Here is a 21,254-nt window from a genome sequence, read left to right on the forward strand (position 1 = left end):
ACGTCGGCCCGAACTGCTGAAAGACCGTATTTTGACAAAACAGGAATCTCGGCTGCTGGCGGAGTACCAGCAGGAACAAGATGTCCAGAACAAATCGGAGTAAATCATGGATCTGATCCAAAAACTCGAGCAAGAAGAAATCGCACGCCTGGGCAAGACCCTGCCGGAATTCGCCCCGGGCGACACCGTAGTGGTTCAGGTGAAGGTAAAGGAAGGCAACCGCGAGCGTCTGCAGGCTTACGAAGGCGTGGTCATCGCCAAGCGTAACCGCGGTCTGAACAGCGCGTTCACCGTGCGCAAGATCTCCGCCGGCGAAGGCGTTGAGCGTACCTTCCAAACCTACTCCCCGCTGGTGGCTTCCGTTGAAGTGAAGCGTCGCGGTGACGTTCGTCGCGCCAAGCTGTACTACCTGCGCGGCCGCACCGGCAAGTCCGCTCGCATCAAGGAAAAGCTGCCGGCTCGCAAGCAGGGTTAATCCTGTCGGCGACCGCCGCTATCATCAAAGCGCAAGGCCTGGCCTTGCGCTTTTTTCGTTTCAGGGGGGATGCGATGGAATACCGCGCCGTGATCGCCGCGCCATTTGGACGGCTGGGCATGGCCTGCCGCGACGGCGCGCTGGTCGAACTGCGTTTCCTGCCGGCGGATGCGGCTTTGCTGCCGCCGGCTGCGGGGAGTTTGGCGGCCGAAGTGGCCAGGCAGCTGGACGCCTATTACGCCGATGCGCGCCACGCCTTCACTGTGCCTTACCGCTTGCACGGCACGCCCTATCAGTTGCGGGTATGGGAGCGGATTGCAGCCATTCCGTGCGGCGAGACCCGCCGTTACCTCGACCTCTCCCAAGCGCTGGCCTCATCGCCGCGCGCTGTCGGCGGCGCTTGCGGCCGCAATCCCATCCCTATCATCGTGCCGTGCCACCGCGTGGTGGCCAGCGCGGGCCTTGGGGGCTTCAACCAATCCACCGGCGACGAAACGCTGGACATCAAGCGATGGCTGCTGCGGCATGAGCTCGGATAAGGACAGCATCGACGCCTTTCTCGACCAGTTATGGCTGGCCGACGGGCTATCCAACAACACTTTGGCGGCCTATCGCCGCGACCTGTCCAAGCTGGCCTCCCGGCTGGCGGAGGTGGGCGCGTCGTTGGAACGGGCCGGGCGGGACGAGCTGGAGCGGGCGATGCTGATCGGCGCGGGCAGCGAGAAGCCGGCCACCCGCGCCCGGTTGACTTCGGCCTTGCGCCGTTATTACCAATACCTGCTGCAAAGCGGCCAACGGCAGGATGATCCCAGCGCCAATCTGGCCTCGCCCAAGCAGGGCCAGCGCTTGCCCAAATCCCTGTCCGAAGTCGATGTCGAGGCCTTGCTGGCCGCGCCGGATGTGGCGACGCCGCTGGGCCTCCGCGACCGCGCCATGCTGGAGGTGCTGTACGCCAGCGGCCTGCGGGTGTCCGAACTGGTGGGCTTGACGCTGAACCAGCTGAATCTGCTGGACGGCGTGGTCAAAACCATGGGCAAGGGCAGCAAGGAACGGCTGGTGCCCTTGGGCGAAATCGCGCAGGACTGGCTGCTGCGCTACTTGAAACAGGCGCGGCCGCTGCTGCTGGCCGGCCATCCCTGCGACGCGGTGTTCGTCACCCAGCGCAAGGCCGGGATGACGCGGCAGATGGCCTGGCATCTGATCACCCAGTACGCCGGCCGCCAGGGCCTGTCCAAGGTCAGCCCGCACGTGCTGCGCCATGCCTTCGCCACCCACCTGGTCAATCACGGTGCCGACCTGCGCGTGGTGCAGCTGCTGCTGGGCCACGCCGACATCTCCACCACCCAGATCTATACCCATGTGGCGCGGGAGCGGCTGAAGCAACTGCATGCGCGCCATCATCCGCGCGGGTGATGCCGGGCAAGCGCCAAACAAAAACGCCCGCATGCGCGGGCGTTTGCTTGAAAGGGCAGGCTGGCATCAGGCCGGTTCGGCGGCGGCCAGGGCGTCCTGGTCGAACTGCAGCTCCACCTTGCCGTCGATGACCGTCACCGTCACCTCGCCGCCGGCTACCAGACGGCCGAACAGCAACTCGTCCGCCAGCGCCTTGCGCAGCGTGTCCTGAATCAGGCGCGCCATCGGACGCGCGCCCATCAGCGGATCGAAGCCGTTCTTCGCCAGGTAGCGGCGCAGATCGTCGGTGAAGTGGATGTCGACATGCTTCTCCGACAGTTGCTGCTCCAGCTGCATCAGGAACTTGTCCACCACCTGCAGGATGATCTGCTCGTCCAGCATGCCGAACGGGATGATGGCGTCCAGGCGGTTGCGGAACTCTGGGCTGAACATCTTCTTGATGTCGCCCATCTCGTCGCCCGCGGCCTTGGTCTGGGTGAAGCCCAGCGACGGCTTGGACAGCGATTCCGCGCCCGCGTTGGTGGTCATGATCAGTACCACGTTGCGGAAGTCCGCTTTGCGGCCGTTGTTGTCGGTCAGCGTGCCATGGTCCATCACCTGCAAGAGCACGTTGTAGATGTCCGGATGGGCTTTTTCGATCTCGTCCAGCAGCAGCACGGCGTACGGATGCTTGTTGATGGCTTCCGTCAGTTGGCCGCCCTGTTCGAAACCGACATAGCCCGGAGGCGCGCCGATCAGGCGGGAAACCGCGTGGCGCTCCATGTACTCGGACATGTCGAAGCGGATCAGCTCGACGCCGAGGATGTAGGCCAGCTGGCGCGCCAGTTCGGTCTTGCCGACGCCGGTGGGCCCGGAGAACAGGAAGGAGCCGATGGGCTTCTGCGGATTGCCCAGGCCGGAGCGGGTCATCTTGATCGCGCTGGCGAGGCCCTCGATCGCCTTCTCCTGGCCGAACACCACGTTCTTCAGGTCGCGCTCCAGGTTCTTCAGCACGTTCTTGTCGTCGCTGGAGACGGTCTTCGGCGGAATGCGGGCGATCTTGGCGACGATCTCCTCGATTTCCGATTTATTGATGACCTTCTTCTGCTTCGACTTCGGCAGAATCTTCTGCGCCGCGCCGGCTTCGTCGATCACATCAATGGCTTTGTCCGGCAGGTGGCGGTCATTGATGTAGCGCGCCGACAGCTCCGCCGCGGTGGACAGCGCCGATTGCGTGTACTTGACGCCGTGGTGGGCCTCGAAGCGGGATTTCAACCCCTTCAGGATTTCCACCGTCTGCTGCACGGTAGGCTCGGTCACGTCTATCTTCTGGAAACGGCGCGACAGCGCGTTGTCCTTCTCGAAGATGCCGCGGTACTCGTTGTACGTGGTCGCGCCTATACAACGCAGGCTGCCGTTGGACAGCGCCGGCTTCAGCAGGTTGGAGGCGTCCAGCGTGCCGCCGGAGGCCGCGCCGGCGCCGATCAGGGTGTGGATCTCGTCGATGAACAGGATGGCGTTGGTGTCATCGGTCAACTGCTTGATGACGGCCTTCAGCCGTTGTTCGAAATCGCCGCGGTACTTGGTGCCGGCGAGCAGAGCGCCCATGTCCAGCGCGTAAACGGTGGACTTGGACAAAATCTCCGGCACTTCGCCGTTGACGATGCGGCGCGCCAGGCCTTCGGCGATGGCGGTTTTGCCGACGCCGGCCTCGCCGACCAAGAGCGGGTTGTTCTTGCGGCGGCGGCACAGGATCTGCACCGTGCGCTCCAGCTCCTGCTCGCGGCCGATCAAGGGATCGATCTTGCCGTCGCGTGCCATCTGGTTGAGGTTCTGGGTGTAGTTCTCCAGCGCCCCACCCGGACCGGTGGCCTGCTCCTCGCTGTCCGCGTCGCTGTTGCTATTGTCGCGCGGCTCCTGCGGCTGCTGCTGCGACCGCTGCTTGGTGATGCCATGGGAGATGAAGTTGACGACATCCAGGCGCGAGATGCCCTGCTGGTGCAGGTAATACACCGCGTGCGAATCCTTTTCGCCAAAGATGGCGACCAGGATGTTGGCGCCGGACACTTCTTTCTTGCCCGACGACTGCACGTGCAGGATGGCGCGTTGAATCACCCGCTGGAAGCCGAGGGTGGGTTGCGTCTCGACCTCGGTTTCGCCGGGCACGGTGGGCGTGTGCTCGTCGATGAAGTCGGACAGTTGCTTTTTGAGTTGGTCGATATTCGCCCCGCAGGCTCGCAACACCTCTGCGGCCGACGGATTGTCGGTCATCGCGAGCAGCAGATGCTCCACGCTGATGAACTCGTGGCGCTTGCGCCGTGCGTCCATGAACGCCATGTGCAGGCTTACTTCAAGCTCCTGGGCAATCATCAGTTTTCCTCCATTACGCACTGAAGCGGATGCTGATGCGCTTTCGCATATTGCAACACCTGCTCGACCTTCGTTGCAGCCACGTCTTTGGTATAAACGCCACACACGCCGTGACCTTGCGTGTGGACTTGCAGCATGATTTGCGTGGCCTTCTCTCTGTTCATGTGGAAGAACTGCTGGAGAACCTGCACCACGAAGTCCATCGGGGTAAAATCATCGTTCAATAACAACACCTTATACATCGGGGGAGGGTTTTCCCTAACCCGTGACGCCTCAAGCTGGGCATCGTCTTTGACCGAGGTGGACATGTCGACTTTCATGGAAACGGTGCCTTACTTCAATTTTGGTTCCCCCTGACTTTTTTTCAAGGGGGGCCGTAAGACCGCTATCACTTGACGTCGTCGCCCGGGTTGCGTAGAAATGCAGCTGGTGCTTGGCTTAACTGTTTGGCATTTTGCGATCCAGCAAGTTCTGTCACTCTATTAAGCTCTAAGTTGGTCGGCTTCACCAGCCTTTTTTTTGCAAGGAAGTTAAATGGCATTTGGTACCGTGAAGTGGTTCAATGACGCAAAAGGCTTCGGCTTTATTACTCCGGATGAAGGCGGCGAGGATCTGTTCGCTCACTTCTCGGCCATCAACATGCAAGGCTTCAAGACTCTGAAAGAGGGTCAACGCGTAAGCTTTGAAGTGGTGTCCGGTCCGAAAGGTAAGCAAGCGTCTAATATCCAGAACGCATAATCAGGTTCTGGGCCAGTCTCGCCGCGCGGCGAGCTGACAGTCGTATTCCAAAAAGCCCGCCCCGGCGGGTTTTTCATTTTCCGCTTTCTCTGGCGTAGTCGTCCCGGCTCAGCATAAAGACCAGCGACGGCGGGTTGCCGGGGACATCCGACAGCTGCCCAACCTGTTGAAAACCCTGCTTGGCCAACACGCGGATCGATTGCAGGTTGTTTGGCCGCACCATGCCGTAAATCGCCTCTCGCTTCCCTTCGTCGAACGCAAACGCTTTAGCCGCGCGCGCCGTTTCGCTGGCATAGCCACAGCCCCAGGCCGAAGTGGCGAAACGGTAGCCCAGATTCAAGCGCATTTCGCCGCCGTAGTCCTTATAGGATAGTCCACCAAAGCCGATCACATGGCCCGGCTCCTCTCTTTTTTCTACAGCCCACTGTCCGATGCCATCCGCTGCCCAGCCCTCCAGCCAGCTGGCCATTCGTTGTCGGGCATATTCCAGGCTAGGGTAGGGGCCATTGGGGTTGTAGAGATTGGTGGCCGGGTCGCCGTAGATGTCGAACAAAGCTTGGGTATCTTCTGTTGTCACGGCGCGCAAAATGAGTCTTTCGGTTTCGAGATAGCGCATGGGGGGGCGTCTCCATAAGAATGAAATGTCATTGTCTTGATTATTTAGATATCATGGAAGACGTTATCTGGTGATGTTTGGTATGGATTTTGGTTATGGCTATTGTCTTGAGCGATCTGCAATTGCTGCTCGACGCGGCGGAGCTGGGCAGTTTCAGCCAGACCGCGGCAAAGCATGGCTGGACGCAGCCGCAGGTCAGCCAGCGCATCGCGCAGCTGGAGGCATCGCTGGGAACCCGCCTGTTCAGCCGCCATCGTCGCGGCGCGGAACCGCCAGCGGCTTGCCTGGCCTTTTTGCCTGCCGCGCGCGTTGCGTTGGAGGCGTTGGCCGATGGGCGGGAGCAGTTAGGCGTGGGGCAGGGCCTGCCCAAATTGAGGCTGGCTTGCCTGCCTTCGCTGGCCGGAGTGATATTCGGCCCGCTATTGCGCAAACTGGCGGACGCGCCGTTGGAAATCCGTTGCGATACCGACCATTCGCCGCAAATTCTGCAACAGCTGTTGGCGGGAACGCTGGACATTGGATTCGTGCTGCAACGGCCTGCGGTTTCCGGCATAGCGCAGGAAGCGCTGGGCGAGTCGCCGATTGTGGCCGTGGTCTGCGCTACGCATCCTTTGGCGGGCGAGCGCGGCCTTTCCTTGCGCGAGCTTGCCGCTCATCCCTTGGCGCCGCAGCGCTGGGGAGATGCGACGGAGGACTTGGTGAGGCGCTTGCGGCCGCTGCGTCAGTCCAACAGCCCGATCCATCTGCTGCAGCCGGCGACGGCGGCGCGCGACCTGGCCTTGTGGCATGGCTACGTGGCGTTCGTACCCAGGTTGGCGGTCCGGGAAGAGCTGGCGCAGGGACTGCTCCACGAATTGGATCTGGCCGAACCGGAGCTGGGGCGCTGGAGGGTGGTGATGGCCTGGCGGGGCGGCAAGCGCCGGGATGCAGCCAAGGAGAGGGCGCTGGCCGCGGCGCGGCAACTGGCTCGAGATTGGCGCGTCGACTAGGCAGGCCAAGTAGGGTGGGGTTTGCCCGCAATAAGCTGCAACCGGGTATTGACAGGAAAACCGCTTCAAACCATAATGCGCATCTCGACTGACCGCTGGAGAGGTGGCAGAGTGGTCGAATGTACCTGACTCGAAATCAGGCGTACGTGCAAGCGTACCGAGGGTTCGAATCCCTCCCTCTCCGCCAGTAGAACGCATCAAAGCCCTGAGCAATCAGGGCTTTTTTGTTTTCTGCAATCCCTGCGAGCATGGCGTCTGATGCTTGGCGGGGAAATACTGGGGACGTCGGTCCTGCCTCCGTCGCCGTCTTCCCTGCCCTATGTCCGCCTAGCACAGCAAGATCGCTCTGAAATCATTGACATTGGTGTGTGTCGGCCCGGTAAGGAGCAAATCGCCCAGCGCGGAGAAAAAACCATAGCTTTCATGATCCGCCAGGCAGTCTTCGGCCTTGAGGCCTAGCGCAAGGGCGCGGGCCAGCGTATCTGGCGCGATCAGCGCGCCGGCATTATCCTCGCTGCCGTCTATGCCATCGGTGTCCGCCGCCAGAGCGTAGGCGCCGGGCAGACCGTTAAGCGCCACGGCGAGGGCGAGCAGGAACTCGCCGTTGCGGCCGCCGCGGCCCTGGCCTTTCAACGTCACCGTAGTCTCGCCGCCGGACAGGATGAGGGCGGGCCGCGCTACCGGCAGATCATGCGCCGCGATCTGACGAGCGATGCCGGCATGGACTTTCGCCACCTCGCGCGCCTCGCCCTCTATGCTGTCGCCCAGCAACAACACGTCGTAACCGAGCCGCCGCGCTTCGGCCTCCGCCGCCCGCAAGGCGATTTGCGGAGCGGCGATCAGCCAGTATTCGGCATGGGCCAGTCGCGTGTCGCCCGGCTTGGGCGTCTCGTCGGGTTCCGCGTCCAACAGAGCTTGCGCCGCCGGCGGCAAACTCAGGCCGTATTTGGCGACTACGGCGCGCGCGTCGGCATAAGTGCTGGGATCCGCCACCGTCGGTCCCGACGCGATCACGGCCGGATCGTCGCCCACCACATCGGAAATCGCCAAAGTCACCAGCCGCGCTGGCGCGCAGGCCAGCGCCAGCCGCCCGCCCTTGATGGCCGACAGGTGCTTGCGCACGGCGTTGATTTCGTCGATGCCCGCGCCGCAGGCCAGCAACTGCCGGTTGACCTGCTGTTTGTCTTCCAGGCTGATGCCTTCGGCCGGCAGCGACAGCAACGCCGAACCGCCGCCGGACAGCAGGCAGATCACCAGATCGTCCGAGCTCAGCCCGCGCACCGCGTCCAGAACCCGCTGGGCGGCGATGCAAGCGGCCGCGTCAGGCACCGGATGGGACGCCTCCAGCACCGTGATGCGCGAAGTGGGCACCGCATGGCCATAGCGCGTCACCACCACGCCGGACAACGGGCCAGGCCAGGCCTGTTCCAGCACGCGCGCCATCGCGGCGGCGGCCTTGCCGGCGCCGATCACCACCGTACGGCCCGCAGGCGGAGGCGGCAGGTGATCCAGCAGCCGTTCCGGCTTGACGCTGGCGACGGCGACATCGAACAGGCGGCGCAAGACTTGCTGCGGCGACAGGCGGGACATGGCTTTTCTCCTTATGGTTGTGGAATCATTGTGCCGCAAGCCGCCCAGGCTGACACCCCCGCCGCCGCGCGCTAAAATGTCGCCAACTTCGACGCCCCGCCTTTCCGGGGCGTCGCGCATTTATCCAGACCGACCAAGAGCAGAGCCAGACACCCGATGAGCACGCCCCAGCACACCCCGATGATGCAGCAATATCTAGCCCTGAAGCGCGAACACGCGGACAAGCTGCTGTTCTACCGCATGGGCGACTTCTACGAGCTGTTCTACGAGGATGCGGAAAAGGCTTCGCGGCTGCTGGACATCACCCTGACCGCGCGCGGCGCCAGCGCCGGCACGCCGATCAAGATGGCCGGCATTCCCTACCATGCCGCCGAGGGCTATCTGGCGCGGCTGGTGAAGATGGGCGAGTCGGTGGCCATCGCCGAGCAGATCGGCGATCCGGCCCTGTCCAAAGGGCCAGTGGAACGCAAAGTGGTGCGCATCGTCACGCCGGGCACGCTGACCGACGCCGCGCTCTTGGACGACAAGCGCGACAACCTGGTGCTGGCGGTCAACATGGTCAAGGGCGTGCTGGGCCTGGCCTGGCTGTCTCTCGCCAGCGGCGAGTTCAAGGTGATGCAGGCTGGCGTCGAGGACTTGGCCAGCGAGCTGGAACGGCTGAAACCGGCTGAGCTGGTGATTCCCGACGACACCGGCCTCGCGGCGTTCGAGCAGATCGCCATCCCCAGGAAGAAGCTGCCGCCTTGGCAGTTTGACATCGAATCGTCCAAGCTGGCGCTGACCCGCCACTTCGGCACCCGCGATCTGGCCGGCTTCGGCGCGGACACGCTGCCGGTGGCCGTCGGCGCCGCCGGCGCCTTGCTGGAATACGTGAAGTCCACCCAGGGCGTGAACCCGGCCCACATCTCCGCGCTGTCGGTGGAAGATGCCGGCGAGCTGATCCGCATGGATGCCGCCACCCGCCGCAATCTGGAGTTGACCGAAACCATACGCGGCGAGGCCTCGCCGACGCTCGCTTCCTTGCTCGATACCTGCGCCACCAGCATGGGCAGCCGCCTGCTCGGCCACTGGCTGCATCATCCGATGCGCAACCACCGCAAGCTGGCGCGCCGCCACGGCGCGGTGCGCGCGCTGCTGGCGCGGCATCAGGACGTGCACGCCGAGTTGGACCAGGTTTCCGACATCGAGCGCATCACCGCCCGTGTGGCGCTGCGCTCGGCGCGGCCGCGCGATTTGTCGGCATTGCGCGACTCGCTGAAGGCGCTGGCTGGCGTCAAGGCGCTGGCGGCCTCGCTGGATTCCGAATTGTTGCGCGAGCTGGCCGGCGTGCTGCCGACCGAATCGCCGGTGCAAAAGATGCTGGCCGCCGCCATCCTGCCGGAGCCGGCCACTTTCCTGCGCGACGGCGGCGTCATCAACAACGGCTTCAGCCCGGTGCTGGACGAATTGCGGGCGATCCAGACCGACTGCGGAGACTTCCTGCTCAAGCTGGAAGCCCGCGAGAAGGAGCGCACCGGCATCACCACGCTGAAAGTCGAATTCAACCGCGTGCACGGCTTCTACATCGAGGTGTCCAAGGCCCAATCGGACAAGGTGCCGGACGACTATCGCCGCCGCCAGACGCTGAAGAACGCCGAGCGCTACATCACGCCGGAGCTGAAGGAATTCGAGGACAAGGCGCTGACCGCGCAGGACCGGGCGCTGGCGCTGGAAAAGCAGCTGTACGAGGCGCTGCTGGACCAGCTGGCGCCGCACATCGCCGAATTGAAGCTGATCGCCCAGGCGGTAGCGGCGCTGGACGTGCTGTCCGCCTTCGCCCAACGCGCCGCCATCGGCAACTACGCCGAGCCGCAGTTTGTCGCCGAGCCGCGGCTGGAGATCGTCGCCGGCCGCCACCCGGTGGTGGAAGCGGAAGTCGAACGCTTCATCGCCAACGACACCAAGCTGTCGGCCGAGCGCAAGCTGTTGCTGATCACCGGCCCGAACATGGGCGGTAAGTCCACCTATATGCGGCAAAACGCGCTGATCACGCTGCTGGCCCACGTCGGCAGCTTCGTGCCGGCCGACAGCGCCGTGGTCGGCCCGATCGACCGCATCTTCACCCGCATCGGCGCGTCGGACGACTTGGCCGGCGGCCGCTCCACCTTCATGGTGGAAATGACCGAAACCGCCAACATTCTCAACAACGCCAGCGAGCATTCTCTGGTGCTGATGGACGAGGTCGGCCGCGGGACGTCCACCTTCGACGGCCTGGCGCTGGCCTGGGCCATCGCCCGCGCGTTGATCGAAAAGAACCGCGCCTACACCTTGTTCGCCACCCATTATTTCGAACTGACCTCGCTGGCTGGCGAATACCCGGCGGTAGCCAATGTGCATCTGTCGGCGGTGGAGCATAAGGACCGCATCGTGTTCCTGCACCATGTGGAGGATGGCCCGGCCAGCCAGAGCTATGGCCTGGCTGTGGCGCAGCTGGCCGGCGTGCCGGGCAAGGTGATACGCGACGCGCGCCGCCACCTGGCCGAGCTGGAGAACCAGTCGGCGGCACGGGTGCAGCCGGACCTGTTCGCCGCCCCGGCGCCTGCGGCGGAGCCCGAGCCGCATCCGGCGCTGGAGCGGCTGGCAGAGCTGGATCCGAATGAGTTCAGCCCCAGGCAAGCGCTGGAAATTTTGTTCGAACTGAAAAAACTGGCCTATTGATCAGCTACTGTCGGAATCTTTACCTATTATTACTAAATGGTAACGTCCAACAGAGGAGTAACATGATGTCGCTTGAGACCGCCTCCGCCGCACCCAGCATCAGCCAACTGCTTGGCAAGCTGGCAGACGACGGGTCCATCGCCCTGTCCGAGATCCGGGAAAAGGCGAACCACGAATTGTCCAGCTTCGCGGAGCTGGCGCAAAAGGAGCTGAACCAGTTCGACATCAGCATGCCGCCCGCCATCAGTCTGATCAGCGGCGATGGTTTCCAGCTTGAGATGGAAAATACGCATCCGCATGAAGCCGAAATCCAAAACTGGTTGAAGGGCAATCTGATCCTGGCCCGTAAGTTCAAGGAAGTCGAGGTGCTGTTCGAATTCGTCCGCGCGGCGGAAAGCGCAGGCGAGTTGTTTCCGGAAAGCTCCAGCTTCCATATCGGCCTGACCAGCGCCGGCCCGATCGCTTATTTCGAGGATCATAATAGCCAATAAGGCAAACCATCCGTGACCCCAAATCGGCGCCGTCATGCGCCTCCACCCCGCGGGGAAGCCAAGGCTTTCCCGCTTTGCTTTTCAGCTCCGCGCATTCAAACCGAGCGGAGAACTTTCATCCGGGTAAGGCGCTGAGCGAGCGGGACTATGGCCGGGAGGGAGCTGGCGTTAGTCTTTCCGGTTGCGGGCAAATCGGAAAGTCGGGCCCTTGCCGCCTTTGGCAGCCGGCGGCTGCGAGCGGTCCGACGCTCGCGCACCAGGCTTGCGGCCGGCAGCGCCTGACCGCGGCAAGTCTTGCAGGCTTACCTCCAGCTGGCGCATCTCGCTGGGCTGCAGGCCGTCCAGCCGCCACGGGCCGATCGCCACTCGCACCAAGCGCAGCGTGGGCAGGCCCGCCTTGGCCGTCATGCGCCGCACCTGGCGGTTCTTGCCTTCGCTGATGATGATTTCCAGCCAGCAGTCCGGCACGGTCTTGCGAAAGCGCACCGGCGGATTGCGCGGCCACAGCTCCGGCGTCTCGATGCGGCGCACCTGGGCCGGCCGGGTGACGAAATCGCCCAGGTCTACGCCCGCGCGCAACATCTCCAGCTGTTCTTCCTTGGGTTCTCCCTCCACCTGCACCCAATAGGTCTTGGGCAGCTTCCAGCGCGGATCGGCGATGCGGTGCTGCAGCGTGCCATCGCCGGTCAACAGCAGGAGGCCTTCGCTGTCGGTGTCCAGCCGGCCTGCTGGGTAGACGCCGGGCAGGGGGACGCAGGACTTCAGCGTCGGATGCGTGGGATGGTCGGAAAACTGGCAGATCACGCCATAGGGTTTGTTGAGCAGAATCAGCTGGGGCATGCGGAAAACACGGCGAAATAAAGTAGGCGAATGATAGCAAGGCCTGGCCACCGCGTGAGCGATATCGTATGTCGCGTTTGGGGGCCGGCGGCTAAACTGGTGTTCGAACAAGCGTTTTATTCGCATCCGAACGTCATCGGGCCAATTATCAGGCATAAAAGTTTCAGTTGCGTCGCCAACCAAGACGATGAGAAGGGGTATAATTCGCTTTTGAAAATTGCCAAAGAGCGGCGTGACGCCCGCGTCCGCCCAGCCAAGATCTCCGGCCTTCCCCGGAATGCCGTCCGAGCCATGACCTCTTCGCGCAATCGTTCTGTCGTCACAAGATCAACATGGAGATAGAGTAATGCCAGCAGAACAATCGAAAATCATCTACACCCTGACTGACGAAGCGCCGGCGCTGGCCACCAGCGCCTTCCTGCCTGTGGTCCAGGCTTTTGCCGCTTCCGCCGGCATCCAGGTGGAAACCGCCGACATCTCCGTGGCCGCTCGCGTGCTGGCGGAGTTCCCCGACCATCTGACCGACGAACAGAAAGTGCCGAACACCTTGGCCGAGCTGGGCAAGCTGACCCAGCACCCGGACACCAACATCATCAAGCTCCCCAATATCAGCGCCTCCGTGGCCCAGTTGATCGCCTGCGTCAAGGAGCTGCAGTCCAAGGGCTATAACATTCCCGACTACCCGGAAAACCCGACGACAGACGCAGAAAAGGCGATCCGCGACCGCTATGCCAAGTGTCTAGGCTCGGCGGTGAACCCGGTGCTGCGCGAAGGCAACTCCGACCGCCGCGCGCCGTTGGCGGTGAAAAACTACGCCAAGAAGCATCCGCATTCGATGGGCGAATGGAAGCAGTGGTCGCAGACTCACGTTTCCCACATGCACCACGGCGATTTCTACCACGGCGAAAAGTCGATGACGCTGGACAAGGCGCGCGACGTCAAGATGGAGCTGGTGACCAAGAGCGGCCAGGCCATCGTGCTGAAACCCAAGGTGGCGCTGCAAGCCGGCGAGATCATCGACTCGATGTTCATGAGCAAGAAGGCGCTGTGCGACTTCTACGAGCGCGAGATGGAAGACTGCCGCGAGGCCGGCATCCTGTTCTCCCTGCACGTGAAGGCCACCATGATGAAGGTGTCCCATCCCATCGTGTTCGGCCATTGCGTCAAGATTTACTACAAGGACGCATTCGAGAAGCACGGCAAGCTGTTCGAGGAACTGGGCGTCAACGTCAACAACGGCATGGCTACGCTGTACGAGAAGATCGAGACCCTGCCGGCTTCCAAGCGCGAAGAAATCATCCGCGACCTGCACGCTTGCCAGGAGCACCGTCCGCGCCTGGCCATGGTGGACTCGGCCAAGGGCATCACTAACTTCCACTCTCCGAACGACATCATCGTCGACGCCTCCATGCCGGCGATGATCCGCGCCGGCGGCAAGATGTGGGGCGCCGACGGCAAGCCTTACGACTGCAAGGCCGTGATGCCGGAATCGACTTTCGCCCGCATCTACCAGGAGATGATCAACTTCTGCAAATGGCACGGCAACTTCGATCCGCGCACCATGGGCACCGTGCCCAACGTCGGCCTGATGGCGCAGAAGGCGGAAGAATACGGCTCGCACGACAAGACCTTTGAAATCCAGGAGGACGGCATCGCCAACATCGTCGATCTGGCCACCGGCGAAGTGCTGCTGTCGCAGAACGTCGAGCAGGGCGACATCTGGCGCATGTGCCAGGTCAAGGACGCGCCGATCCGCGATTGGGTCAAGCTGGCCGTCACCCGCGCCCGCAACTCCGGCATGCCGGCCGTGTTCTGGCTGGATCCGTACCGTCCGCATGAAAACGAGCTGATCAAGAAGGTGCAGGCCTACCTGAAGGATTACGACACCACGGGCCTGGACATCCACATCATGTCGCAAGTGCGCGCGATGCGTTACACGCTGGAGCGCGTGGCGCGCGGCCTGGATACCATCTCGGTCACCGGCAACATCCTGCGCGACTACCTGACGGACCTGTTCCCCATCATGGAGCTGGGCACCTCTGCCAAGATGCTGTCCATCGTGCCGCTGATGGCCGGCGGCGGCATGTACGAAACCGGCGCCGGCGGCTCCGCGCCCAAGCATGTTCAGCAACTGCTGGAAGAGAACCACCTGCGTTGGGACAGCCTGGGCGAGTTCCTGGCGCTGGCGGTCAGCCTGGAAGAACTGGGCATCAAGACCGGCAATGAAAAAGCCAAGATCCTGGCTAAGACGCTGGACGCCGCCACCGGCAAGCTGCTGGACGAGAACAAATCCCCGTCGCGCCGCACCGGCGAGCTGGACAATCGCGGCAGCCAGTTCTACCTGTCCATGTACTGGGCCCAGGCGCTGGCCGCGCAGTCCGACGACAAGGAGCTGCAAGCCCGTTTCGCGCCCATCGCCAAGCAACTGGCCGACAGCGAGCAGAAGATCCTGGCCGAACTGAAGGCAGTGCAGGGCAAGCCGGCCGACATCGGCGGCTATTATCTGCCGGATGCCGCCAAGTGCAGCGCCGTGATGCGTCCGAGCGCCACCTTCAACGCGGCCATCGCCGCTGTGCTGGCCTAAGCTGGGTGGACAAGCGGCTGATGCCGGGCATGTAGCCTGGCCTACGCCGTTTTATCACGCGCCAAGTCATCGCGGCCATCCAGGCCAAGCTCAACAGCCTCCGGGGTTTCCCGGAGGCTTTTTTCATGCCATGGCGCTGAGCGCGAAACTGCGGCAAGACGGTCTGTCGCGCCGAGCAAGGTCAGTCTGTGTCTTGACTCTATCCCACTGGACAACCTATGATCGATATCAAACTTTCAGAAATTACTGAAAATTGGAAAAATCATGAACCTCCCCCCTTTGGTGCAATCGTTCGTGTTGCACTTTGGCGAGATGGGCAGCCGCTGGGGCATCAATCGCACCGTCGGCCAGATCTACGCCTTGCTGTACGTATCGGAAAAACCGCTCAACGCCGATGAGATCGGCGAGGCGATAGGCTGTTCCCGCTCCAATGTCAGCATGGGCTTGAAAGAGCTGCAGTCGTGGCGTTTGGTCAAGCTGCAGCACTTCCCCAGCGACCGCCGCGAGTATTTCTCCACGCCGGAAGACGTGTGGCAGATCTTCAAGACCCTGGCGGAGGAGCGCAAGAAGCGCGAGGTGGAGCCGACGCTGACCATGCTGCGCGGCGCCATCATGGACAGCCCGGCCAGCGAGGCGGAGCGGCACGCGCAGGAAAGAATGAAAGAGATGTACCAGCTGATCGAGCTGGTCACCACCTGGTTTTCCGATATCCAGCACATGGACGTGGAGACGCTGCAGCGATTGATGAAGCTGGGCTCCCAGGTGCAGAAAGTGCTGCAGTTCACGCAATCGCTGTCGCGGCTCGGCCACCGCGAAGAAGAAAAGGAGTAAGCCATGGAGCTCGATCCCGTCACGCTGGCGCGCATCCAGTTCGCCACCAATATCAGTTTTCACATCCTGTTTCCCACCATCAACATCGCGATGGCCTGGGTGCTGCTGTTCTTCAAGATGCGCTTCCGCCAGACCGGCGACCAGGGCTGGATGGACGCCTACGGCTTCTGGGTGAAGATCTTCGCGCTGTCCTTCGCGCTGGGCGTGGTGTCCGGCGTGACGATGAGTTTCCAGTTCGGCACCAACTGGCCGGGTTATATGCAGACGGTGGGCAATATCGCCGGCCCGTTGCTGGCCTATGAAATCCTGACGGCGTTTTTCCTGGAGGCGGGCTTCCTCGGCATCATGCTGTTCGGGCGCAGCAAGGTGTCCGAGGGCGTGCACACCTTGGCCACCTTCCTGGTGGCCTTCGGCAATACCGTGTCGGCGTTCTGGATTCTGGCGCTGAACTCCTGGATGCAGACGCCCACCGGCTTCGTGATGCGCGACGGCCGCGCCCATGTCGTCAGCTGGCTGGAGGTGATCTTCAACCCGACCTTGCCGTACCAGCTGACCCATATGCTGCTGGCTTCCGGCCTGACCGTGGCGTTCCTGATCGCCGGCCTGTCCGCCTACCGCTACCTGCGCGGCGAGCGCGGCCGCGGCGTCATGGTGGCCTTGAAGAGCGGCGTGTTCCTGGCGGCGTTGCTGATTCCCTTGCAAATGTTCGTGGGCGACATGTCCGGTTTGAACACGCTGAAGCACCAGCCGGCCAAGCTGGCGGCGATCGAAGGCATCTGGCACACCGAGAAGGATGTGCCGCTGCTCTTGTTTGCGCTGCCGAATGCCGAAACCCGCAGCAACGACTATGCGCTAGGCGTGCCGCAGCTGGGCAGTCTGATCCTGACCCACACCTGGGGCGGCGAGATCAAGGGCTTGAATGAGTTCGAGCATCATCCGCCGGTGGCCAAGGTGTTCTGGAGTTTCCGCGTGATGGTGGGCATGGGCATGCTGATGCTGCTGGTGTCCTGGCTGGCCGCCTGGCAGCTGAAGAAGCGGGGCGAGCTGCCGCAGGCATTGGCGCGGGTGCTGGTGGGCATGACGTTTGCCGGCTGGATCGCCACCCTGGCCGGATGGTTTGTCACCGAGATAGGGCGCCAGCCATGGCTGGTGACGGGCGTGCTGACCACCGCCCAGGCGGCCGGGCATGCGACGGCGCCGATGCTGTTCACGTCGCTGAGCACGTATCTGGCCTTGTACGCGCTGCTGCTGACCGCTTATATCTCGGTGCTTTTTTACCTGGCGCGCAAGGCCGGCGCGCATGAGCTGGCGCACGAACCGCAACTGAAGGAGAAACTGGCATGAGCGAGGCATTCTACCTGCCGGCGATCTTCGCCGGACTGATGGCGTTGGCGATGCTGGTGTACGTGATTCTGGACGGCTTCGACCTGGGCGTCGGCATTCTGCTGCCGCTGGCGACCGATGACGAGAAGGATGTGATGGTGGGCTCGATCGGCCCGTTCTGGGACGCCAACGAAACCTGGCTGGTGCTGGGCGCGGGCCTGTTGCTGGTGGCGTTTCCCGTAGCGCACGGCGTGGTGTTCGGCGCCTTGTATCTGCCGGTGCTGGCCATGCTGGTGGGGTTGATTCTGCGCGGCGTGGCCTTCGACTTCCGCGTCAAGGCGCAGGACCCGCACAAGCCGTGGTGGAACGCGGCCTTTGCCGGCGGCTCTCTGCTGGCCGCGCTGGCGCAGGGCGTGATGCTGGGCCGTTTCCTGACCGGCTTTGCCGAGGGCGCTACCGCCTGGCTGTTCGCTCTGGTGGTCGGCGCGGGGCTGGCGTTGGCCTACGCTTTGTTGGGCGCCTGCTGGCTGGTGATGAAGACGCACGGCAAGCTGCAGGCCAAGGCGATCGTTTGGGCGGAATACGCGCTGTACGGCGCTGGCTTGGCCGTGCTGGCGGTATCGGTGGTGACGCCGCTGGCCAATCCTGGCATCGCCGCCAAATGGTTCGCGCTGCCGCAGTTCCTGTTGTTGCTGCCTTTGCCGCTGGGCTCGCTGGCGCTGTTCATCCTGCTGTGGCTCAGCCTGCCCAGGCTGGCGCGGCGCCAAGCCGCCGGCAACGACAGCTTCTGCTGGCTGCCGTTTGCCGCCAGCGTCGGCATCGTGCTGTTGTCGTTCTGGGGCCTGGCTTATAGCGTGTTCCCGCAGATGGTGATCGGGCGGATGACAATCTGGCAAGCGGCGGCCGATCCGGAGGCGCTGTGGGTGATTCTGTGGGGCGCTGTGGTGGTGCTGCCATGCATCATCGGCTACACCGCTTTTGCTTACCGGGTGTTCTGGGGCAAGGCCGATAAGCTGAGTTACCAGTAAAAGCGCGCGGACGCGTTTGTAAAAGGGCACGCCTTGCGTGCCCTTTTTGCATGGATGGCATGAGCAAATTTGTAAATGGGCGCTTGTTGAAATTCTGATGACATATTACTGTAACGATATTGTCATTTTGTCCGGCCACAATCCGCCGCTTGACGACATGCCCGCCCACGACATCTGGAGATCACGATGAAGTTTGCTCTGTCCCGCCGCGCCGGCGCGCTGGCCCCCCTGCTGCTGACGCTGTCTGTTTCGGCCCAAGCCGCCACCGAAATCCAGTTCTGGCACTCCATGGATGGCGCGCTGGGCGACCGCGTTAACGCCATCGCCGCCCAGTTCAACGCCAGCCAGAAGGATTACAAGGTGGTGCCGGTGTACAAGGGGCAGTACGACGAATCGCTGGCCGCCGCCATCGCCGCCTACCGCAGCGGCAACGCGCCGGCCATCGTGCAGGTGTTCGAGGTGGGCACCGCCACCATGATCCAGGCTAAGAAAGCCATCAAGCCGGTTTACCAGGTGATGGCCGACGCCGGCGAGAAGCTGGACGAGAAAGCCTTCATTCCGGCAGTGGCCAGCTATTACAGCGACGCCAAGACCGGCCATCTGCTGTCCTTGCCGTTCAATAGTTCCACCCCGGTGCTGTACTACAACAAGGATGCCTTCAAGAAGGCCGGCCTGCCGGACGCGCCGCCTAAAACCTGGCCGGAACTGGCTGCAGCAGCCGCCAAGTTGAAAGCCTCCGGCATGCGTTGCGGCTACAGCACCGGCTGGCAAGGCTGGGTGCAGCTGGAGAACTACAGCGCCTGGCACAATCTGCCGGTCGCCAGCCAGGATAATGGCTTTGGCGGCGCCGGAGCCACGCTGCAGTTCAACGGCCCGACCCAGGTCAAGCATATCGAGATGCTGGCCAAGATGGCCAAGGACGGCACTTTCAGCTACGCCGGCCGCAAGGACGAGGCCACGCTGAAGTTCTACAGCGGCGAATGCGGCATCATGACCGGCAGTTCCGGCTCCCTGGCCAATATCCGCAAAAACGCCAAGTTCGCCTTCGGCATGGGCATGATGCCGTACGATCCGGCGGTGAAGGGCGCGCCGCAAAACGCCTTGATCGGCGGCGCCAGCCTGTGGGTGATGGCCGGCAAATCCCCGGCCGAATACAAGGGCGTGGCCAAGTTCTTCAAGCTGCTGACTGCGCCGGAGGTGATGGCCAAATGGCACCAGGACACCGGCTACCTGCCGGTGGTGACCGCAGCTTACGATCTGTCCCGCAAGCAGGGCTTCTACGAGCAGAATCCGGGCGCGGACATCGCCACCAAGCAAATGCAGAACAAGCCGCCCAAGTCTTACACCCGCGGCCTGCGCCTGGGTTATATGCCGCAGATCCGCAGCGTGGTGGACGAGGAGCTGGAGGAGGTGTGGACGGGCAAGAAGAGCGCCAAGGACGCGCTGGACAACGCGGTGCTGCGCGGCAATGAGCTATTGCGCCGCTTCGAGAAGACCGCAGGCTGATTTCCCGTTCCATGAGCGGGCAGCCTGATGGCTGTCCGCTGTGTCCTGGTGTCCTCATGCAAAACCGTACATATTTCCCCAACCGCTGGCTGGGCTTGGCGCTCCTGGCGCCGCAGCTGGCTATCACGCTGGTGTTTTTCCTGTGGCCGGCGCTGGAGGCGCTGTGGCAATCGGCGCATATGCAGGACCCGTTCGGGCTGGACAGCCAGTTTGTCGGCCTGGCCAATTTCAGCCAGCTGTTCCATGACCCGCTGTACCTCGGCACCATCCAGACCACGCTGCTGTTCAGCGCCTTGGTGACGCTGCTGGGCACCGGCAGCGCGCTGATCCTGGCGGTGATGGCCAATCAGATCGTCCGCGGCAAGCGCGTCTACCAGACGGTGTTGATCGCGCCTTACGCCATCGCGCCTTCCGTCGTGGCCGTGCTGTGGCTGTTCCTGTTCAACCCCAGCCTGGGCTGGATCAGCTATCTGCTGCGCGAGGCCGGCTACGAGTGGAACCACGCGCTCAACGGCGGCCAGGCGCTGCTCTTGGTGGTGCTGGCCTCGGCCTGGAAGCAGATCAGCTACAACTTCCTGTTTTTCTACGCCGGCCTGCAGGCGATACCGGCGTCGCTGATCGAGGCCGCCGCGATAGACGGCGCCGGTCCCTTGCGCCGCTTCCGCGACCTGGTGTTCCCGCTGCTGTCGCCGACCAGCTTTTTCCTGCTGGTGGTCAACCTGGTGTACGCCTTCTTCGATACCTTCGCGGTGATCGACGCGGCCACCGGCGGCGGGCCGGGCAAGTCGACCGAGACCATGATCCTCAAGGTATATCTGGAAGGCTTCAAGGGCCTGGATCTGGGCAGCTCGGCCGCGCAGTCGGTGGTGCTGATGATCGTGGTCGGCATTCTGACGCTGATCCAGTTCCGTTACGTGGAAAGAAAGGTGCAGTACTGATGGTGGAAAACCGCAAAGGGCTGGACCTGTTCTGCCACGCGATGTTGATCGCAGGCGCGCTGGTGGTGGCCTTCCCCTTGTATCTGATGTTCGCCGCGGCCAGCCAGAGCGCCGATCAGGTGACGCGGGTGCCGCTGTCGCTGCTGCCCGGCGGCCAGTTGTGGACCAACCTCTCCACCGTGCTGTGGAGCGGCAGCGGCGGCCTGGCGGTGCCGCTGGCGCGCACGTTGTGGAACAGCCTGGTGATGGCGCTCTTGATCGCCGTCGGCAAGATTTTCATCTCCTTCCTGTCGGCCTATGCCATCGTCTATTTCCGGTTTCCGTTCAGAAAAACCGGCTTCGCGCTGATCTTCGCCACGCTGATGCTGCCGGTGGAAGTGCGGATTTTTCTGACCGTGGAAGTGGTGACCCAGATGGGGCTGATCAACAGCTACACCGGCCTGACGCTGCCCTTGATCGCGTCCGCCACTGCCACCTTCCTGCTGCGGCAGTTCTTCATGACGCTGCCGAAGGAGCTGATGGAGGCGGCCCGGGTGGACGGCGCGGGGCCGATCCGTTTCATGATCGACGTGGTGCTGCCCTTGTCGCGCACCAATATCGCGGCCTTGTTCGTCATTACTTTCATCTACGGCTGGAACCAGTATCTGTGGCCGCTCTTGGTCACCCATGATCCGGCGATGTCCACCTCGGTGATCGCGATCAAGGGCATGCTGGGCGAGGGCGCGGTGCAGTGGCACCTGGTGATGGCGTCCGCGCTCTTGACCCTGCTGCCGCCGTTGCTGGTGGTGGTCGGCATGCAGCGCTGGTTCGTCAAGGGCCTGGTGGACAACGAGAAATGAGAAAGAG

General features: G+C 63.0%; 19 protein-coding genes and 1 tRNA gene. 15 read left to right on the plus strand and 5 right to left on the minus strand.

The window, feature by feature from the left end:
• Positions 1 to 106: 106 nt before the first annotated feature.
• The 3 genes from rplS to xerD all read left to right on the plus strand — a co-directional run bounded on the left by rplS (position 107) and on the right by xerD (position 1,888).
• On the plus strand, positions 107 to 475 hold the full coding sequence (gene rplS / locus BI343_RS08010; RefSeq protein ID WP_043624391.1) for a 50S ribosomal protein L19: 369 nt from the start codon (positions 107 to 109) through the stop codon (positions 473 to 475).
• Between the two features lie 74 nt (positions 476 to 549).
• Positions 550 to 1,014, plus strand: coding sequence for a methylated-DNA--[protein]-cysteine S-methyltransferase (locus BI343_RS08015; RefSeq protein WP_043624388.1), 465 nt, complete (start codon positions 550 to 552; stop codon positions 1,012 to 1,014).
• Complete coding sequence (gene xerD, locus BI343_RS08020) at positions 1,001 to 1,888, plus strand: site-specific tyrosine recombinase XerD (RefSeq protein WP_071109313.1); 888 nt, start codon at positions 1,001 to 1,003, stop codon at positions 1,886 to 1,888. The genes BI343_RS08015 and xerD overlap by 14 nt, the downstream gene beginning before the upstream one ends.
• Positions 1,889 to 1,954: 66 nt before the next feature.
• On the opposite strand, the gene clpA is transcribed toward xerD, so the two are convergent.
• Both clpA and clpS read right to left on the minus strand, forming a co-directional pair.
• Entirely contained in the window at positions 1,955 to 4,237 is a 2,283-nt protein-coding gene (gene clpA, locus BI343_RS08025; protein ID WP_043624383.1) for an ATP-dependent Clp protease ATP-binding subunit ClpA, read from the minus strand.
• Positions 4,237 to 4,557, minus strand: coding sequence for an ATP-dependent Clp protease adapter ClpS (gene clpS, locus BI343_RS08030; protein WP_199153121.1), 321 nt, complete (start codon positions 4,555 to 4,557; stop codon positions 4,237 to 4,239). The genes clpA and clpS overlap by 1 nt, the downstream gene beginning before the upstream one ends.
• A gap of 214 nt (positions 4,558 to 4,771) precedes the next feature.
• Here clpS and BI343_RS08035 point away from each other — a divergent pair, with 214 nt between their 5' ends.
• A complete protein-coding gene (locus BI343_RS08035; protein ID WP_011137214.1) occupies positions 4,772 to 4,975 on the plus strand; it encodes a cold-shock protein in 204 nt (67 codons plus the stop codon).
• Positions 4,976 to 5,048: 73 nt separating this feature from the next.
• On the opposite strand, the gene BI343_RS08040 is transcribed toward BI343_RS08035, so the two are convergent.
• Positions 5,049 to 5,591 (minus strand): GNAT family N-acetyltransferase, encoded by a 543-nt coding sequence (locus BI343_RS08040; RefSeq protein WP_071109314.1) that lies wholly within the window; start codon positions 5,589 to 5,591, stop codon positions 5,049 to 5,051.
• 95 nt (positions 5,592 to 5,686) lie between these two features.
• Here BI343_RS08040 and BI343_RS08045 point away from each other — a divergent pair, with 95 nt between their 5' ends.
• On the plus strand, positions 5,687 to 6,580 hold the full coding sequence (locus tag BI343_RS08045) for a LysR family transcriptional regulator (protein WP_071109315.1): 894 nt from the start codon (positions 5,687 to 5,689) through the stop codon (positions 6,578 to 6,580).
• A 97-nt stretch (positions 6,581 to 6,677) separates the two neighbouring features.
• Positions 6,678 to 6,767: transfer RNA gene (locus BI343_RS08050), tRNA-Ser, on the plus strand.
• A gap of 140 nt (positions 6,768 to 6,907) precedes the next feature.
• Here BI343_RS08050 and BI343_RS08055 read toward each other — a convergent pair.
• Entirely contained in the window at positions 6,908 to 8,170 is a 1,263-nt protein-coding gene (locus BI343_RS08055; RefSeq protein ID WP_071109316.1) for a glycerate kinase type-2 family protein, read from the minus strand.
• Positions 8,171 to 8,326: 156 nt separating this feature from the next.
• Here BI343_RS08055 and mutS point away from each other — a divergent pair, with 156 nt between their 5' ends.
• Together mutS and BI343_RS08065 are read left to right on the plus strand one after the other, a co-directional pair.
• Positions 8,327 to 10,867, plus strand: a complete 2,541-nt coding sequence (gene mutS / locus BI343_RS08060; protein ID WP_071109317.1) for a DNA mismatch repair protein MutS — start codon at positions 8,327 to 8,329, stop codon at positions 10,865 to 10,867.
• A gap of 65 nt (positions 10,868 to 10,932) precedes the next feature.
• Positions 10,933 to 11,358 carry a hypothetical protein gene (locus BI343_RS08065; protein ID WP_071109362.1) on the plus strand — a complete coding sequence of 142 codons (426 nt, stop codon included), beginning with the start codon at positions 10,933 to 10,935 and terminating at the stop codon, positions 11,356 to 11,358.
• 168 nt (positions 11,359 to 11,526) lie between these two features.
• Here the strand turns inward: BI343_RS08065 and BI343_RS08070 are convergent, their stop codons facing one another.
• Positions 11,527 to 12,198: a pseudouridine synthase gene (locus BI343_RS08070; protein ID WP_071109318.1), complete on the minus strand. Its 672-nt coding sequence runs from the start codon at positions 12,196 to 12,198 to the stop codon at positions 11,527 to 11,529.
• Positions 12,199 to 12,544: 346 nt separating this feature from the next.
• On the opposite strand from BI343_RS08070, the gene BI343_RS08075 reads away from it, so the two are divergent.
• The 7 genes from BI343_RS08075 (at position 12,545) to ugpE (ending at position 21,247) form a co-directional block, all read left to right on the plus strand.
• Positions 12,545 to 14,782 (plus strand): NADP-dependent isocitrate dehydrogenase, encoded by a 2,238-nt coding sequence (locus tag BI343_RS08075; protein WP_071109319.1) that lies wholly within the window; start codon positions 12,545 to 12,547, stop codon positions 14,780 to 14,782.
• A 264-nt stretch (positions 14,783 to 15,046) separates the two neighbouring features.
• Positions 15,047 to 15,613, plus strand: coding sequence for a GbsR/MarR family transcriptional regulator (locus tag BI343_RS08080; protein WP_043624364.1), 567 nt, complete (start codon positions 15,047 to 15,049; stop codon positions 15,611 to 15,613).
• 3 nt (positions 15,614 to 15,616) lie between these two features.
• Positions 15,617 to 16,957 carry a cytochrome ubiquinol oxidase subunit I gene (locus BI343_RS08085; RefSeq protein WP_043624362.1) on the plus strand — a complete coding sequence of 447 codons (1,341 nt, stop codon included), beginning with the start codon at positions 15,617 to 15,619 and terminating at the stop codon, positions 16,955 to 16,957.
• On the plus strand, positions 16,954 to 17,964 hold the full coding sequence (locus BI343_RS08090) for a cytochrome d ubiquinol oxidase subunit II (RefSeq protein WP_071109320.1): 1,011 nt from the start codon (positions 16,954 to 16,956) through the stop codon (positions 17,962 to 17,964). The genes BI343_RS08085 and BI343_RS08090 overlap by 4 nt, the downstream gene beginning before the upstream one ends.
• A gap of 186 nt (positions 17,965 to 18,150) precedes the next feature.
• Positions 18,151 to 19,470 (plus strand): sn-glycerol-3-phosphate ABC transporter substrate-binding protein UgpB, encoded by a 1,320-nt coding sequence (ugpB, locus tag BI343_RS08095; RefSeq protein WP_071109321.1) that lies wholly within the window; start codon positions 18,151 to 18,153, stop codon positions 19,468 to 19,470.
• Between the two features lie 56 nt (positions 19,471 to 19,526).
• Positions 19,527 to 20,408 (plus strand): sn-glycerol-3-phosphate ABC transporter permease UgpA, encoded by an 882-nt coding sequence (ugpA, locus tag BI343_RS08100; RefSeq protein ID WP_071109322.1) that lies wholly within the window; start codon positions 19,527 to 19,529, stop codon positions 20,406 to 20,408.
• Complete coding sequence (gene ugpE / locus BI343_RS08105; RefSeq protein ID WP_071109323.1) at positions 20,408 to 21,247, plus strand: sn-glycerol-3-phosphate ABC transporter permease UgpE; 840 nt, start codon at positions 20,408 to 20,410, stop codon at positions 21,245 to 21,247. Before ugpA ends, ugpE begins: the two co-directional genes overlap by 1 nt.
• Positions 21,248 to 21,254: the final 7 nt, after the last annotated feature.

It is taken from the genome of Chromobacterium amazonense (assembly GCF_001855565.1).
GTDB lineage: Bacteria > Pseudomonadota > Gammaproteobacteria > Burkholderiales > Chromobacteriaceae > Chromobacterium > Chromobacterium amazonense.